Source organism: Streptomyces sp. NBC_01077, assembly GCF_045162855.1.
Lineage (GTDB): Bacteria > Actinomycetota > Actinomycetes > Streptomycetales > Streptomycetaceae > Streptomyces.
Window position 1 is genome coordinate 9,314,646 of the sequence record NZ_CP108669.1, and the last position, 15,036, is coordinate 9,329,681.

The window sequence follows — 15,036 nt, forward strand, 5'->3', positions numbered from 1 at the left end:
GACACCGTTCGGACACGACCGGCGGAGATGTCCGGACAAGGCATCCGGTTCGCCTACCAGGCCCGCGTCCCGCGTCACCTCCTGGGCGTCGCGATCGCCGACGCCTTCACCCGCCTCGCCGCCGAGCTCCACCCCGAACCGGAGCCCGAGCCGAATCCGGCCCAGTCGTCCGCGTGCTGCGTGTGTGGCGAGCCCGCCGTCTACGAGAACTAGTCCCTTTTGCCTCGGCGTACGAGAGCGACGATCGCGCCGGGTGCCAGGACGATCGCCGCGACGAGCATCACGAGGAAGGTGGGGGACTCGCCCTGGTAGGAGTCGCTGACCTCCACCTGCGAGGCGAAGAGGCCGGCAACCAGAACGAGGACAACCGAGACACCCAGAACGATCATGCCCCACGCCCTGCCGGCCGGGATGCTGCGCATCGGGATGAGCGAGATCGACAACCAGACCACCGCGACGACCAACAGCACGGTCAGTGAACCAAACATCGGCACTCCCAAATCATCCTTAAGCCACCTCGCATGGCTTCGAAGAACTTAGGACGGATGCAGCACACGCAATGTGTCATGCGTGCGGGGAACCTTGTTGCCTGTGCATTGTTGAATGCAGCTTCTGCGCCTCGACCTCGTTGCGTGGCATGACTGGCCTCTGTCACTCTGGTGCCTGGCTGACTGCGCTGGGGGCGACTTGTGAGAGTAGGAGCCGAGGCGTTACACCGCAGGGCCGACAGTGGGTCCCGACCCGTGCCTGTCCGGTGAGCCCCATCCTGGACACCACCTCTGTTCCACCGCGAGACCGGGAAGAGGTGGTCCGGTACGCCGTGTGGGAGTCCGTCGTACGGATCGAGATCGAACACCATCTGCCGCCCGATGACCTCGCGGTGCACATCGGGCTGGATACCGTAGGGCCCATCGGAGTCTGCTCGGCGCGAGCGACTGCGCTCACTATTCAGCGGACTCCGCGGCTGGCGCGAGAGGACGTTGAGCCGGCCGTCTTCCTTGGCCTTCAGGTGACCGGGACCAGTGTGGTGGTGCAGAACGATCGCGAAGCCCTGCTGAAACCGGGAGACTTCGCCCTCTACGACACGGCCGCCCCCTACACCCTCCTCTTCGACGAGGGGGTCGACCAGCACTTCCTCCGCTTTCCCCGCGCGGCACTCGCGCTGCCTGAGAGGTTGCTCCGGGATATCACCGCGGTAGCCCTCGCCTCCGACGACCCTCTTGCTCGTCTGGCCTCTGCCTACTTTCGCCAACTGGCCGTCAGCGAGGAGCTGCACCGGGGCCGGCCCGCCGAAGCGGTCGTGGAGCCCAGTGTCGAACTCGTCCGGGCCGTCGTGGCAGCCCAGCTCGGAAAGGCGGACCTGGCCCGGGGACCACTGGCGGAAACACTCGGCCTGCGCATCACACAGTACATACGGGCACACCTCGCAGATCCCGACCTGTCGGCGGCGCGGATCGCCGCCGCGCACGGCATTTCGATCCGTCATCTCTACACTGTGCTGGCGCGGTCGGGTATCAGCCTCGGAGACTGGATCCGCACGCACCGGTTGGCGGAATGCAAGCGGGAGCTGGCCGCCCCACAGGGTCGGCACAAGACCATTGCGGCGATAGGTCGAAGCTGGGGCTTTGCCGACGCGACCCACTTCAGCAAGGTGTTCAAACAGGCCTATGGCATCTCGCCCCGGGCCTGGCGCGACCACAACCGCCCCCACCCCTCCGCCTGAAGGAAAGTGTCGTTCCGCCCGTCGCCGCACGAATACGTCGTCATCGACCAGGGCCGGGCGCTCCTGACGCTCCTGGTCGCGGCCGACGACTGAGCCCGAGATCGTTCACGAAACCGCGGACAGAACCGTTTTCAGAGATCCCATCAACCCAACGACCTTGTCCCGGCCCGCGTACCGCCCGGGCCGCCGGCCAGCGCCCGCCGTCCGTCACCAAGAAGCCGAGCCGCTCCCTCTCCGGGGTGAATCCAGCACCAGCTCGGCCCTTCAGCTCAGTCCTACAGGTGACGCCGTGTCAGTCCGGCTTCCTACCGTCCGTCTCGTGCCTACTCCGCTGCGCCTATGCCAGTGCGCGTCCCCGAAGGCGGTGCCCCCTGAATGAGCCTGACCACCGGGCTTTTGGATGGCCTCCCAGCAGGCACGCGTCTTGCCCGTGGAAGACGCCCCCACCAGGACACACATCTGGCTCTGTCCGCTTGCCGCCGCGCTGACTACTTTACGTAACTGTTCGTCGTGCAGTCGCTCTACATACGTAGGCAGCTCGCTCAGCTCGTCGGCCTCAGCCCCGAATGGTCCATGGCCTTGTCGGAGTTGTAGCCCTGCTCCCCGTGTCTGCGGGGGGTGTTCCCGGTACTGGCTGGCAGGCGACGCACGGACCATGCTGCTCCCCGTACGCGCGAGGCCCGAGGAGGCCCTCGCCTGGTCCCGGGAGCCGCCCTGCTCCCTGCGTGCGCGGGGATGGGCCGTCGGCCGGGATCCGCAACGGCTGTTCCTCTGTTGGGGTGGGGATGTTCCTGGCTGTAGGTCGGGGTAGTGGGCCGGCTTGTGGTGCGTGTCCGGGTGCGGGCCCTGGCCCACCGGATCGCTCTGTGACGGGTTCGTGGTCGCGGTGTTCGGCGTCGGTGCCTGCAGCATCCTGGCGGACGCGTCTCTGCGCGCGCCGTGGCGTCGGCCCTGGTCGGCGTGCTCGCTGGGCGCGGGTTGATGCCGGTGTGGGTGGCGGCGCTGCGGGTTCAGTACGATCCGGCTGACGACCGGGCGATGTGTCCTGGAGCGGTGGGTCTTCCGGTCGGTTCACGGTTTGCCCTCTGCGGGTGTGGACCGCATCTCGGTGGGGGATCCGGGTCCCCAGGGGGAACGCATGAACGAAGAGGGCTGCAGTACCCGGGAGTTACTCGAGGACGAGGCCGTACGGGAGCGGCGTGGCGCGCTGCGCGGGCGGATCAGCGCCGCCGGGATCACCGTCGAGGACATTCTGTGCTGCGAGGACAGGACGGGGTTCGTCGGGCCCGGGCACGCGGACGGGTACACCGTGGTCCTGGCCCGGTCCGGCGGCTACCTCCGTCGGATCGCCGGCGAGGAGTTTTTCGTCGACGCGAGCGGCGGTTATCTCACTCGGCCGGGCGACGAACACCGAGTGGCCCACCCGATCGGCCCCGGTGACCGGTCCACCGAGATCCGGCTGGGCGCCGAGCTGTTCACCGACCGGTTCGACGGCCCGTCGCTCTCCCGCCGCTTCACGGTCACTGGTAGGACCGATGTGCACCACCGGGCGCTGCTGGCTGCGGCACGGCGTGGGGCCGACGACTTCGAACTGGGCGAGCGGCTGCACCGGTTGCTCGACGATGTGGCCGCCTCCGCCGGGCCTTGGCGCAGGGACACGAGCAGCCGCCCTGCTGCCGCCCGCGCTCACGCCCGGCTGGTCCGCGACGTCTGCGCCGTCCTGGCCGGCGGAACCCCGGGGCTCCGTCTCTCCCTGGAGGAGCTGGCCGGCGCGGCAGGGGTCTCGCCGCACCATCTCAGCCGTGTTTTCCGCGCCGTCACCGGCACGACGCTCACGCGCCACCGCAACGAGCTGCGGATCCGGGGCGTCCTGCACGCGCTTGAGGAGGGCGAGGACAGCCTGCGCACCCTCGCGTACGTCTACGGGTTCGCCGACCAGGCGCATCTGACCCGTGCGTGCCGCAGCCATACGGGGAGCGTCCCCAGCGCCTTGAGGGGTGTTCTCGCGGATCGCGCATGAATGTCCAACGCCCCGGGGCAGGGCGCGCCGCAGACTGGCGGCGGCCGCAGACCCGGCCGGTGCCGTGCTCCCTGTGGGTGCTGCACGGCGCACCGTCTTCCTTGTGGGGGAACGTGACGATGATCTTCCTGACCAGAGCCGGTACGACTGTGGCCGCCGCCCTGACGGCCGTCATGTGCGTGGGCTCCGCACCGGGCGCCGCCCCGGCCCCGTACTCCTCGGTCCGCACCGCCCCCTTTGCCGTCTCTGTCGCGGCACCGGGGCTCACCGATCCGCGTCCCTGCCCCGGACAGACCGACGTGACCTGCGCCGATCTCGCCGTGCCTCTCGACCGTACGGGCGCCGTGCCGGGCACTTTGAAGCTCCAAACCGCGCTCTTCGGCACCGCCGACGCGCCCAAGGGGACGCTGCTCTTCCTCACCGGTGGCCCCGGCCAGCCGGGCGTCCCCTTCGTCCAGCGGATCCGCGAGCGGCTCCCCGAAGCCCTGGCCCAGTACCGGCTGGTGATGATCGACCAGCGCGGTACCGGCGGCGCGGCCGTCGACTGCCCGCAGCTCCAGAGAGAGGTGGGCAGCAGCGACACCGTCGCCCCCACGCCCGGCGCCGTCACCGCCTGCGCCGAAAGCCTCGGCGTGAAACGGAACTTCTACACGACCGCTGACACGGTGGCCGATCTGGAAGACCTGCGGCGCGCCCTCGGCGTGGGCTCCTGGACGCTCGACGGGGTCTCGTACGGCACGTTCACCGCCGGCCAGTACGCCCTGAGCCATCCGCATCGGGTCCGCAGACTCGTCCTCGACTCCGTCGTACCGCTCGACGGTGCGGGCGTGCTGTACGAGGACGCCCTCGGCCACTCTGCGCGGGTGCTCCGCACCGCCTGCCGTGAGCAGGGGTGCGGTTTCGACCCGGCCCGGGACCTGGCGAGGGTCGTCCGGCGCGACGGCAACGGCGTCGGCGTGTTCAATCTGCTCGTCATCGCGAGCATCATCGACCCGAAGCTCGACAACCCCCGGTTCGGCATCCTCGGCGCCATCCACGCCTCCGCCTCCGGCGACCGGGCCCGCCTCGACGGTCTCGTCGCCGGGTTCTCCGCGCCGTCCGACGAACCGCCTTCGGAGTTCAGCTCCGGACTGCACGCCGCGACGCTCTGTGCCGACTCCCGATGGCCATGGGGCGATGCCTCCGCCCCTGTCGAGGGTCGGGAAGGCGCCTTGAAGCAGGCCGTCCAGCGGATCCGGCCGGCGGCGGTGTGGCCTTTTGAGCGGGAGACGGCGGGTGCGCAGGGCATTCCGCGGACCTGTCTGTTCTGGCCGGCCTCGCGCCCCCATCAGGCGGCGCTCCGCCGCACTCTGACGATGCCGGTGCTGATCCTCGCCGGTGACCGGGACCTGTCGACGCCGGTGCGGTGGGCCCGCGACCTGGCGTCTGTGACCCCGCGGCCCGAACTCGTCGTTCTCCCGGGCGCCGGCCACTCCACCCAGAGCCGTAGCGAGGGCGGTGCCCGGGCTGCCGAGGAGTTCCTGCTGCGTGAGGTGTATTGATCGCGGGTGCTGTTGACGGGGCCTGGTCTTGATCATGGTGAAGACCTCCGGTGTCGTGGAGGTCTCTGGGCTCCCCACCGCACACGGAGGTCTTCGTGTCCGACCGTCATGCCGGGCTGACCGTTCTCGGCAGGCGGATCCTGGTCGGAGGTGTCCTCACGGGCCGACTCCTCGGGCACGCCGCGGCGGAGCCCGCCCCTCAGTCGTGTCGACAACGCTGCAGGTCGATACACCTAGGACCTGTCCGGCCGGTCATGGTTGCCTGTCGTCGAGGTGTGATGCCGCGGTGAGCAGCTTCGAGTTCGAAAGCCTACGGACTCCGGCCCGTCAAGCGGTGGGTGGGGCGACCATGCCGCGCTCACGCGGCTTCTCGACGAGGGGGCCGGCGTGATCGAGGTCTGCTGCGAGATGACTCTGCTGATGCACGCCGTCGAAGTGGAAGGGGACTCGGCTCTTCAGTCCGGGCGGCCGATCGACAGTGCTCTCACCGGGATCGTCCTGGCCTGCGGTGCTGACCCCGCCGCAACCGTCGGCGGTGGACGTACGGTTTAGGAGATGGCCCAGTTTCTGCGACCACGGCATGGCGATCCGTCTGTTGGACCGGTTCACCACCCGGTATGGCCGAGTCGCGAAGCCTGCTACGGATGGATCTGCCGATGAGGACAGGCACGTGACCGGCCGGACAAGGTCCCAGTCTGTTCGACTCGCTCACCTGGTCCCCGCTCGTGCGGGGGTGTTCCCGCGAGCACCGCGCCCACACCGTGGAACGGCTCCTGGTCCCGCGTGGGGACGGTCCCGCGCGGGAGATTCGGGAGGGGAGGCCCCGGAACTGCTCCCCGCTCGCGCGGATGTGTTCCCGCCTCCTCACCATGGTTGAAGTGGGGAAGGGGGCTGTGGCTTTGTCGGGCGTCGGTGAGCCGCTCATCGAACCGGGGGGGGGGGGGGGGGGGGGGGGGGGGGGGGGGCTCGTTCTGCGGCATCGCAGGCCTGCCTCAGGATCGGGAGCATGTGGGCGGGGAAGCGGATCACGCTCTCGTCCTCGGGGGCCACCTTGTCGTGGCCGGGCGTGTTCCTCTCGATGCACTTGGCGCGGTCGTCTCGTCGGCGGTGTACTCGGCGTGGGTCGTCTCGTCGGCGGTGCAGCTCTGGAGCAGGATGTCGTGGGTCGTTTTGTCGACCCAGGCCGTCGGGCTCCCGGTCTGTCCGGACTCCGGGTCCACGTCGATGAACTGCAGGTTCTACCCGGCAGCCCCGGCGGCCCCGATACCCCCGGTGGCCCCGACACCCATGGTGGCCCCGACACCCATGGTGGCCCCGACACCCATGGTGGCCCCGACACCCATGGCACTCGCTTCATGCCCGGCGACCTCGGCTGGGCAACCAGCCGCGCCATCGGCTGACAAAAGCCAGGGGCGGGGTCCGCCGGAAACGGCGAACCCCGCCCCACAGTCATGGTCGGCCAGCGTCACCTCAGACGGTCTTGCTCTCCGTCGATCTTCCCGGATTCATCTTTCAACTCCCATCCCGTCTTCGGTCAGTCGTCCGACGTGGCGAGCCCGCTCAGCGCGGCCCCCAGGCGGACTACTCCCTGTGCTTTGACCAGCGAGGTCCCGTGGGCGTCCACACGGCGCATCAGCGGTGTCATCAGAGGCAGCCCCAAGGGCGGCTGGTCCGCGCCCACGGCGACGTGCAAGCGGGCTACGAAGCGGGCGAAGCCGGCAGGGCTCGCCGGGTCGTCAGGATCGCCCGCGAAATGCTCGGCCCTGGCCATCGCGGCCTGCGACTCCCCGACGCGTCCCGTGGCGCGCAGGACGAGCGCCAGCAGCACCCCCGACATGTGAAGGCGCCGGGCGCTGCCGGTCGCCTCCGCCCAGGCGAGCGCCTCGCGCAGGTCCCTCTCCGCTGCCGCGTACTGGCCCACCAGAGACGAAAGCCAGGCCCGCGTGTGCAGCGCGCGGGCTCGGTACTCGGGTTCGCCGGCCTCCGCTGCCCGCCGAGCGGCCGATCCGGCGAGCCGGCACGCGTCCTCGTAGTGACCACGGCTCGGAAACAGGCTGCAGACCGCGATCAGCGTCAGCAGATCCACGGCCGTCCGCAGGGCGTCGGGGACCGACGCCAGCGATTGCTCCACGGCAGAGGTCAGCACGGCGTGCTCCGCGCGGAACCAGGCACGGGCCTGCTCGGTGTCTTCGAAGGCGATGCCCGCACGGCCCGGCGTCTGGAGCCAGGGGGGTGAGGGGACGTCGTCGGGCAGAGCCGTCCGTGCCACATGCACCGCGCTGCCGTAGAGGAGGGCCAGGACCCGGCGCAGCGCCGCCGCCCGGTCCTCGGGCTCGGTGGATTCGCCACGGCGTCGGCCGTAGAGCCGGAGCAGGTCGTGCAGGCGATAGCGACCCGGGGCGGGGGACTCCAGCATTCCGGTGTCGACCAGGCTCTCCGCGAGGTCCTCTGCCGCGCTCTCCTCGATACCGAGCAGAGCGGCGGCGACGGGCAGCGGCACATCGGGGGCGTCGAGGAGGGACAGGAGACGAAACGCCCTGGCCTGATCGGGCGTCAGGGCCCGGTAGCCGAGCTGGAAGGCCGGCTCCACCGCCTGGTCGCCGTGGCTCAACTCGCCGAGCAGGGTGCGGGTGTCGGTCAGCCGCGCCCCGAAGGCGCGCAGGCTGTGGCGCGGCAGGGCGGCGAGGCGGGCCCCGACGATGCGTACGGCGAGTGGCAGACGGCCGCAGGAGTCGGCCAGGGCCCGGGCGGCTTCGGGCTCGGCGGCCACGCGTGCGGAGCCCGCGAGGGTGCCGAGCAACGTCACCGCCTCGGCCTCGGCGAAGACGTCCACGGCGAAGGAACGGGCGCCGGGGACCGCGATATGAGGAGCCCGGGTGGTGAGGAGTACCGCGGAGCCGGCCGTTCCGGGCAGGAGGGGGCGAACCTGGGCGGCGTCCCGGGCGTCGTCCAGGACCAGCAGCACACGGCGGTCGGCGAGCAGGGTGCGCAGCAGCGCGGCCCGCTCTTCCAGGTCCAGCGGCAGCCGGTCGGGCGGGGTGCCGAGTACGGAGAGAAGATCGGCGAGCACACCGGCCGGGTCCGCGGGAGTGGCGCCGGCACGCAGGCCGACGTACAACTGCCCGTCGGGGAAGGCCGCGCGCAGGCCATGTGCCACGTGGACGGCGAGCGCGGTCTTGCCGACACCGCCGATGCCGGTGACGGTCGCGACGGCCATCGCCGGGCTGTGCCCGGGGCGGGCCTGGAGCAGGTGATCCCTTATCTCGCCGATGAGTCGGCTGCGCCCGGTGAAGTACCCGATGTCGCCAGGGAGCGGTGCCGCAGTCCTCCTCGCGCCGCCCTGCACGGTGCCTACGGCTACAGGCGCTCCGGGGCGCCGGTCCGCAGGGCCTACGGCTACAGGCGCTCCGGGTCGCCGGTCCGCCCCCGTGGACGGCTGCCGCCGGTGGCCCGGGGCACCAGCCGATCGGTGCGCGGCGAGGTACGGGACTGCCTGGCCGCCCGCAGCAGGTGCTCCCGATCGGCGATCGTCCGTGGCGGCCGCGCGGGAGGAGGGCGACGGACGGACGCCGGTGCCACCGGGCCATACGAAGGGATGCACTCTTCGTCCTGTACGCAGTCCACGATGCAGATCCCTCAGCTCCGCCGCCGGCTCGGTCCCCAGTTCCCGCGCCAGCACCTCGCACGCCTCGTCGTACACCCGAGCGGCCTCCACCTGGCGTCCGGTGCGCTGCAGAGCCAGCATCAGCAGCCCGTGCGAGCGCTCCCGCAGCGGGAACTCCCGGACCATCGAGCGCAGTTCGGCGACGACCTCCCCGTATCGCCCCAGCTCGACGGCTGCGGCGTACAGGTTTTCGCGTGCCGCCGCGAGAGACTCGGTCAGCTGTTCGCGGCGGCGTTCCGCCCAGGGCCCCGGCACCCCGGCCAGGGCGACGCCCTGCCAGCGCCCGACCGCACACGTCAGCCGCTCGTACACGGCCTCGGCCGTCCCGCCCCGGTCCGCGCTCTCGTGCGCGAACACCTCGGCGTCCACGACAACCGCCGGCGTCAGGAACCGATAGCCACTCTCCACGGTGACGATCAGCCGGCTTCCCGACCGCACGGGCCGGTCCGGCTCCAGGGCCGCGCGCAACTGTGAGACGTACGTGCGGACGGCCGAGGACGCACTACGCGGTACGGCAGCCGATCCCCACACCCCCTCCACCAACTGCCCGACCCCGACGACGTGGCCACGCCGCAGCACCAGCATCGCGAACACCGCCTGCTGCTGCGGCGGTCCGAGCTCGATCCGCTCCCCGCCCAGCCGGGCACCGACCGGTCCGAGGAGTCGCACCGCCAGGTGCCCCGATCGTGCCTGTGCCTGCGTCAACCCTTGCATGACCACCCTCCCCCTGGCCCCGCGCCGGAACACACCCTCGCTCGTTCCGCTCGCCCGGCACCGGGACGTACATCGAACGTTGAGCCCTTCCCGGCAACCCGCGCCGAACCTTGGACAGCCCGCAACGACACACGACGAAACGGAGCGGATCCATGAAGCACACCATCGGCAGGTGCGGCCGGGCCGTCCTCGGCCGCCTCCTGCCCGTACTCGCCCTGGGCGGCCTGCTCTGCGCTGCCCTCACCGAGCCCGCGCACGCGGAACCGCCCGGCGGCGGCCGGGGCGAGCGCCCCCTCGCCGAGATCAACCTGCCGGCCGGCCGGCGTGCAGTCATCCCGTGCCTGGAGCATCCTTCGAACTGCAGGAGTACGACAGACGGCAGGTGATGCCGATCCACAGCAGCCAGCACACGCGGGTCGACAGAAAGCCGGACGACCCTGCGCTGTACGGGCCAAGGGGCCCGGCCCCCATCGGTGGTTCCTTCCACACACGTGATGCGCCAAGGGGCCCTGACTGTCGGCAAGTTGCTCCCGTCGAAGGCGGCGGTCCTCGACGGGAGGGCGCTGCGCAGGCGCTGTGCAGGCGCTGCGCACGAGACGACGGCTACGCCTCGACCTCCTCCGAGTCGCCCGACACATCCGGCTGACTCGGTGTGTCCGCAGTATCGACGCCGATCTCGCTCTCGTCGATCGGCGCGATCCGGTTTCCCGGGCGGGCTCCGTCCATGCTGTCCTCCTGTGGTGATCGCGCGTGAGTGCGCTCGGTGATCGCCGCTGGAACCCGGCTGGTTCCGGCAGCATCATGAGGGGCGGCGCAGCTGCCCCTCCGACATCCTGAACAGCAGGACGTCGGCGTGGATGCCACGTCGCTCCAGGTACTGCTTCTCTCGGCCCCGCTGTTCGAAGCCCACTCGTCGAAGGAGCTTCGCGGACGCTGTGTTGCGGGCGTCGCAGGTGGCCGTGATCCGTTTCGCGCCCGTGGCGAAGAGGCGGTCCGCCACCGCGGCCATCGCCTCGGTCGCGTAGCCCCGATGTCGCATATCCGGCGCCAGCGTGATGCCCACCCTCGCCTGGCGGCGGCCGGTCCCGGTCTCGACATGGAGATCACCGATCAAGCCGGGCCGCTTCTTCCGCTCGATGGCGTACTGGAAGAAGCCGGGCCCGTCGGGATTCTCCCTGAGGTATCCGGCAACGACCGCCTCTGCCTCCGCTCGGTCGATCGGCGAGCGCCAGGTCTGGTAGCGGGCGACACAGGGATCGGAGCGGTAGCGGGCAAGGGCCGGCGCATCGTCACGACTGAACCGCCGTAGCCGAAGCCGACGCGTCACGATGTCGGGCATCCGTCCCACCCCCGCACCTGCCGGTTCCCGAAGCCCGAACCACGGCCTGTCAGTAACAGCCCATTGGACTGGCACCACAGGCCTTGGGGATCACCGGGCCGGCCCCTTCCACCGCAGTGCCTCCGCAGGCCGGCGTGACCGCGACGCCCAGCACCAAGGCCGCCGCCACACCGACCCTCACCCGAACCGTCCGCCTGAGCACGATGGTCCTCCAAGACCGCGAACCGAAAACCGACTCGTAGTAGGCCAGCCGCCGGTACACGGCTGATCAACAACCGATCAACGACCCCTTCGCAGCCCCCTCGGGTTCGAGTGACCGCGACTCAGGCCGGGAAGGGGATCAGCTCCCCGCCCTCCGGTCGTGCTCGGTCCCCGGACACAGCGCCGGTCCCTTACCCGGACACTTGCAGAAAGCCCCGGACTCCAGGCCGGGGATGAATGCATCTCAAGACTGCCCGTAACGAGCTCGTGCAGAGCCGGCCGCTGGTACGGCGGACCTCTGATCGTTGAGCACGGTCTGCATCGTGGGAAACCGGGCACGTGCACGGACCATCATCCGGAGTCGGCAGATCACGGGGCTGTCGCCCGAAGTGATCGCTGATGATCACTGCACGAGACGCGTTCCCCACCACCCACCTGACCATGATCAGCCATCCAAGGCTCGACGTCTCCCCGCCCACCGTGCACGAGCTCGTCAGCCGGCCGCGTCGCTTCGGGCCGCCACCGGGGTCCGGCCGAGCGTTGCCGCTCGCAGGTGTTCGGATCTACCGGGCGGTGGAGGTGGCCGTGGAGCAGGCCGGCTGCGGGTTGAAGTGTCGGTCGGGGGCATGTCCCGGCCGGTCGTGGCGCGGGCGCATCCAGGACTGAGGCCGGCGCCGTAACGCCGATGACACGTGGGGATGTCCCGGTAGCGGCGAACGTGCCGGGGTTGCTGGGATTGCTGGGGTTGTCGGGGTTGCCGGGGTGGCAGGAGGCGACAGTGCTGTTGGCGGGGCAGCGCGCCACCGGGCATTTCGAATCAGGCTTCGGTCTTCTCCGGGCTCTGGTTGAGGCAGGCGCTGGTCTGCCCCCGGCCGGCCCCTCGCCCCGCCGTGGCCGATGCCGTGCGCCGGTCCCGGACCGGGCGGCCCTGATTACCGGGTGACGTAGCCACCCGCCACGGCCGACCTGGACTTGCTGCCCGCCGGCTCAGGGTTCAGGACGCCATGGCATAGACCGCCAGCACCAGGGCGAGGAGGACCGGGGCCAGGATGACCGCGCAGGTGAGACGGAGCCGGAATCTGCTCCAGTACTCCGCCCGCCGACCGTCGGGAGTGTCGCTGCGCCAGACCGACGGGATGTCGAGGCGGCCTTCGGCGATGGCCGTCGCGGCCCGCCGTACGTCCTCGGGGTGGTAGTGGTAGGAGGTCGGCGCCGCTCCATAAGTGCCCCGGCTCTCCCCGCCGAACTGGCGGACGCGGACATCCGCACGGCCGGCGACGCCGGGCAGCCAGTCCTTACGCACCGGCCACAGCTCGGCGACCTCACGACTGTCCAGCCAGGGCTCCTCCTCGTACGCCGGCTCGGGTGCTCCCGGATCTGGTGTTTGCGGCATGCTTCCCCCTCGATGCGGCAACCCTCCCCAGTACACACCCGCCGCCCCGCTTGCCGACAGAGCCGCCTGCGGCGCTGTCGGGCGCGATCGACGGAGCCTTCCGGGCCGTCCAGGCGGCGCTCGACGCCGGCGCCTCACAGGAAAGGAGGTTGCCCCCGGCGCTGGTCGGAGAAGAGGTCGTGGGTGCGTTCCGGCGGGCGGGCGTAATGGTGGGGTGATGCCCAGAGCCGGGCAGGTCGTACGACAGGCCACGCGCCGGCACACGAGTAACCGGAGGAAAGCGGCATCCATGGAGAGGGCCTGCTGCAAGAGGTCGGACCCGGTGACCGCGGAGGTGTTCCCTTCGACTACGCCCCGGAGGCCGAGAAGGAGGGCCGCTCCTTGCGTGTCGCTGGGGACGTTCACCATCCGCTTCACCGGGCTGGCCGGTATGCCGCCGGGGGCATTCCGGCGCCAGGCGGCGGATGTGGCGGGCGACCGTGCCGATGCTGCGGGTGCGGCCCGTGATGCGGGGCGGTGATCAAGGGTGGAGGGGATGCAGGCTTGTGTGGCGAAGCAAGTCTCCAAGAGCGGTCAGGAATCGAGAAGCCCCGCCTGCTGTGCGGCCCCTAGCGTGATGGTCATGGCAACCACCGCTTCCACCGCAGCCCACACGTCCCTCGCGTCCGTCACCCTTGAGGTGGCTGACCCCGGGGCCGCTCGCCGCTTCTACAGCGCCTTCGGCGTGGACACCTACATACGCCTGCGGGCGTCCGAGGCGCACTCCACCGGATTCCGCGGCTTCACCCTGGCGCTCACGGTGTCCGGTCCGGCCACCGTCGACAGCTTCGTCGGCGCCGCCGCTGCGGCCGGCGCCACGGTGCTGAAGCCCGCCGCGAAGTCGCTGTGGGGCTACGGCGGCGTCGTGCAGGCGCCGGACGGGACGATCTGGAAGATCGCGACCTCGGCGAAGAAGGACAGCGGCCCCGCCACCCGCGAGATCGACGAGGTCGTCCTGCTGATCGGCGTCCAGGACGTGAAGGCCACCAAGGAGTTCTACGTCGGCCTGGGCCTGAGCGTGGCCAAGAGCTTCGGCGGCAAGTACGCCGAGTTCACCCCCGGCCACGCCAGCCCCATCAAGCTGGCGCTGTACAAGCGTCGTGCCCTGGCCAAGGACCTCGGCGTCCCCGCCGACGGCACCGGCTCGCACCGCATCGTCCTCGGCGGCACCGCAGGCGCCTTCACCGACCAGGACGGGTTCGCCTGGGAGCCTGCGGCCTCCCTCGCCCCCACACCGTCCTGACCCCCGAATCCGCGATGAGCCGGCAGAGCAACTGGAGGAAGATCATGAAGTTTCGGGCCCACGTCGAGCCGCCCGAGCCCATGCGGGGTCTGGAGGTTCCGGCCGAGGTGGTGGCAGCGCTCGGCGGGGGCGCGCGGCCGCCGGTGACGATCACGCTGAACGGGCATTCCTGGAAGAGCCGGGTCGCTCTCCTGCGGGGCCGTCACCTCCTGGGCCTGAGCAACGCCAACCGGCAGGCCGCGGGTGTCGCAATCGGCGAGGAGGTCGAGGTCGAGCTGGAGCTCGACACCGAGCCGCGTGTCGTCGTCGAGCCCCCGGACTTCGCGCGGGCCCTGGACGACACCCCTGTCGCCCGCGCCGCATACGACAGCCTTCCCTACAGCCGTAAGCGTGAGCATGTGCGCGCCATCGAGAGCGCGAAGAGGCCCGAGACGCGCCGGCGGCGTATCGAGAAGGCCATCACCACCCTGCAGGGCTGACCTCCCGAAAGCAAAGACTCCCGCGGCACCGCAAGCGCCGCGCGTCAGCCCGACCCTGCCCACTTCCCCTTGAAAGGAAAACATGCCGAAGCGACTGATGACCGGTCTGTACTGGTTCATGGCCTTCGAGTTCGCCCTGGGCGCCGTCACCAAGTTCTGGCCGGGCGACACGATATTCAGCTCGGCGTACTCCACGAAGTTCGCAGACTGGGGCTACCCGCCCTGGATGCGCTTCGTGGTCGGCGCCCTGGAAGGTATCGCCGCCGTCCTGCTCGTGATCCCCGACAAGCGAACACGCTTCCTGGGCGCCACGACACTGATGTTCGTCCTCACCGGTGCCGTCACCACCCACATCGTCAACCACGACCCGGCCATGGAGAGCTGGGCCGCACCGACCCACCTCCTCATCATGGGCATCCTCGCGCTGGCCAACTGGCCAGCCGACTGGCGCGACCTCCTGCGGGCTCCCACCGCGCCAACACCCCGAACACCACGCCCACCCCACGAAACGGCAAGGGCGCGGCACCTCACAGGCAATCCCTGACCCGCACCACCACGCGGCCACCCCGACACCCTGCCGCTTGACCCGGCACCGCCAGCCGCCGGCGAACTGCCTTCCGCGCGGCCCGAAGGGACCCCAACCAGCGGGAAATCCAGGTCCATCCCAAGAGGAGGACTGT

General features: G+C 70.5%; 13 protein-coding genes. 8 read left to right on the plus strand and 5 right to left on the minus strand.

Features of this window, described 5'->3' with window-relative positions; translation table 11 throughout:
• The first annotated feature begins 27 nt into the window (after nucleotides 1–27).
• Nucleotides 28–213, plus strand: coding sequence for a hypothetical protein (locus OG462_RS41730; RefSeq protein WP_406066223.1), 186 nt, complete (start codon nucleotides 28–30; stop codon nucleotides 211–213).
• On the opposite strand, the gene OG462_RS41735 is transcribed toward OG462_RS41730, so the two are convergent.
• Nucleotides 210–488, minus strand: a complete 279-nt coding sequence (locus tag OG462_RS41735) for a hypothetical protein (RefSeq protein WP_376410763.1) — start codon at nucleotides 486–488, stop codon at nucleotides 210–212. The two genes, OG462_RS41730 and OG462_RS41735, sit on opposite strands and share 4 nt — an antisense overlap.
• 266 nt (nucleotides 489–754) lie before the next feature.
• Between OG462_RS41735 and OG462_RS41740 the strand changes: the two genes are divergently transcribed.
• From OG462_RS41740 to OG462_RS41750, 3 genes are all read left to right on the plus strand, one after another.
• Nucleotides 755–1,723, plus strand: coding sequence for a helix-turn-helix domain-containing protein (locus OG462_RS41740; protein ID WP_406066225.1), 969 nt, complete (start codon nucleotides 755–757; stop codon nucleotides 1,721–1,723).
• 1,138 nt (nucleotides 1,724–2,861) lie between these two features.
• Nucleotides 2,862–3,743 carry a helix-turn-helix transcriptional regulator gene (locus OG462_RS41745; RefSeq protein WP_406054238.1) on the plus strand — a complete coding sequence of 294 codons (882 nt, stop codon included), beginning with the start codon at nucleotides 2,862–2,864 and terminating at the stop codon, nucleotides 3,741–3,743.
• 119 nt (nucleotides 3,744–3,862) lie between these two features.
• Nucleotides 3,863–5,284 carry an alpha/beta hydrolase gene (locus OG462_RS41750; protein WP_406054237.1) on the plus strand — a complete coding sequence of 474 codons (1,422 nt, stop codon included), beginning with the start codon at nucleotides 3,863–3,865 and terminating at the stop codon, nucleotides 5,282–5,284.
• Between the two features lie 1,534 nt (nucleotides 5,285–6,818).
• Here OG462_RS41750 and OG462_RS41755 read toward each other — a convergent pair.
• Nucleotides 6,819–9,662 (minus strand): AfsR/SARP family transcriptional regulator, encoded by a 2,844-nt coding sequence (locus OG462_RS41755; RefSeq protein WP_406054235.1) that lies wholly within the window; start codon nucleotides 9,660–9,662, stop codon nucleotides 6,819–6,821.
• A 152-nt stretch (nucleotides 9,663–9,814) separates the two neighbouring features.
• Here OG462_RS41755 and OG462_RS41760 point away from each other — a divergent pair, with 152 nt between their 5' ends.
• Nucleotides 9,815–10,048, plus strand: coding sequence for a hypothetical protein (locus OG462_RS41760; RefSeq protein ID WP_406054233.1), 234 nt, complete (start codon nucleotides 9,815–9,817; stop codon nucleotides 10,046–10,048).
• A gap of 217 nt (nucleotides 10,049–10,265) precedes the next feature.
• Here OG462_RS41760 and OG462_RS41765 read toward each other — a convergent pair whose 3' ends face one another.
• The 3 genes from OG462_RS41765 to OG462_RS41775 all read right to left on the minus strand — a co-directional run bounded on the left by OG462_RS41765 (nucleotide 10,266) and on the right by OG462_RS41775 (nucleotide 12,595).
• Nucleotides 10,266–10,388: a hypothetical protein gene (locus tag OG462_RS41765; RefSeq protein ID WP_406054231.1), complete on the minus strand. Its 123-nt coding sequence runs from the start codon at nucleotides 10,386–10,388 to the stop codon at nucleotides 10,266–10,268.
• A gap of 73 nt (nucleotides 10,389–10,461) precedes the next feature.
• Nucleotides 10,462–11,001: a GNAT family N-acetyltransferase gene (locus OG462_RS41770; RefSeq protein WP_406054229.1), complete on the minus strand. Its 540-nt coding sequence runs from the start codon at nucleotides 10,999–11,001 to the stop codon at nucleotides 10,462–10,464.
• A 1,195-nt stretch (nucleotides 11,002–12,196) separates the two neighbouring features.
• Nucleotides 12,197–12,595, minus strand: coding sequence for a hypothetical protein (locus tag OG462_RS41775; protein ID WP_406054227.1), 399 nt, complete (start codon nucleotides 12,593–12,595; stop codon nucleotides 12,197–12,199).
• Nucleotides 12,596–13,211: 616 nt separating this feature from the next.
• Here OG462_RS41775 and OG462_RS41780 point away from each other — a divergent pair.
• The 3 genes from OG462_RS41780 to OG462_RS41790 all read left to right on the plus strand — a co-directional run bounded on the left by OG462_RS41780 (nucleotide 13,212) and on the right by OG462_RS41790 (nucleotide 14,900).
• Complete coding sequence (locus OG462_RS41780) at nucleotides 13,212–13,877, plus strand: glyoxalase (RefSeq protein WP_406054225.1); 666 nt, start codon at nucleotides 13,212–13,214, stop codon at nucleotides 13,875–13,877.
• Nucleotides 13,878–13,921: 44 nt separating this feature from the next.
• The gene (locus OG462_RS41785) at nucleotides 13,922–14,356 is read left to right on the plus strand and encodes a YdeI/OmpD-associated family protein (protein ID WP_406054223.1); all 435 of its coding nucleotides are present in this window, start codon (nucleotides 13,922–13,924) and stop codon (nucleotides 14,354–14,356) included.
• 82 nt (nucleotides 14,357–14,438) lie between these two features.
• The gene (locus tag OG462_RS41790; protein ID WP_406054221.1) at nucleotides 14,439–14,900 is read left to right on the plus strand and encodes a DoxX family protein; all 462 of its coding nucleotides are present in this window, start codon (nucleotides 14,439–14,441) and stop codon (nucleotides 14,898–14,900) included.
• The last annotated feature ends 136 nt before the right edge of the window (nucleotides 14,901–15,036 follow it).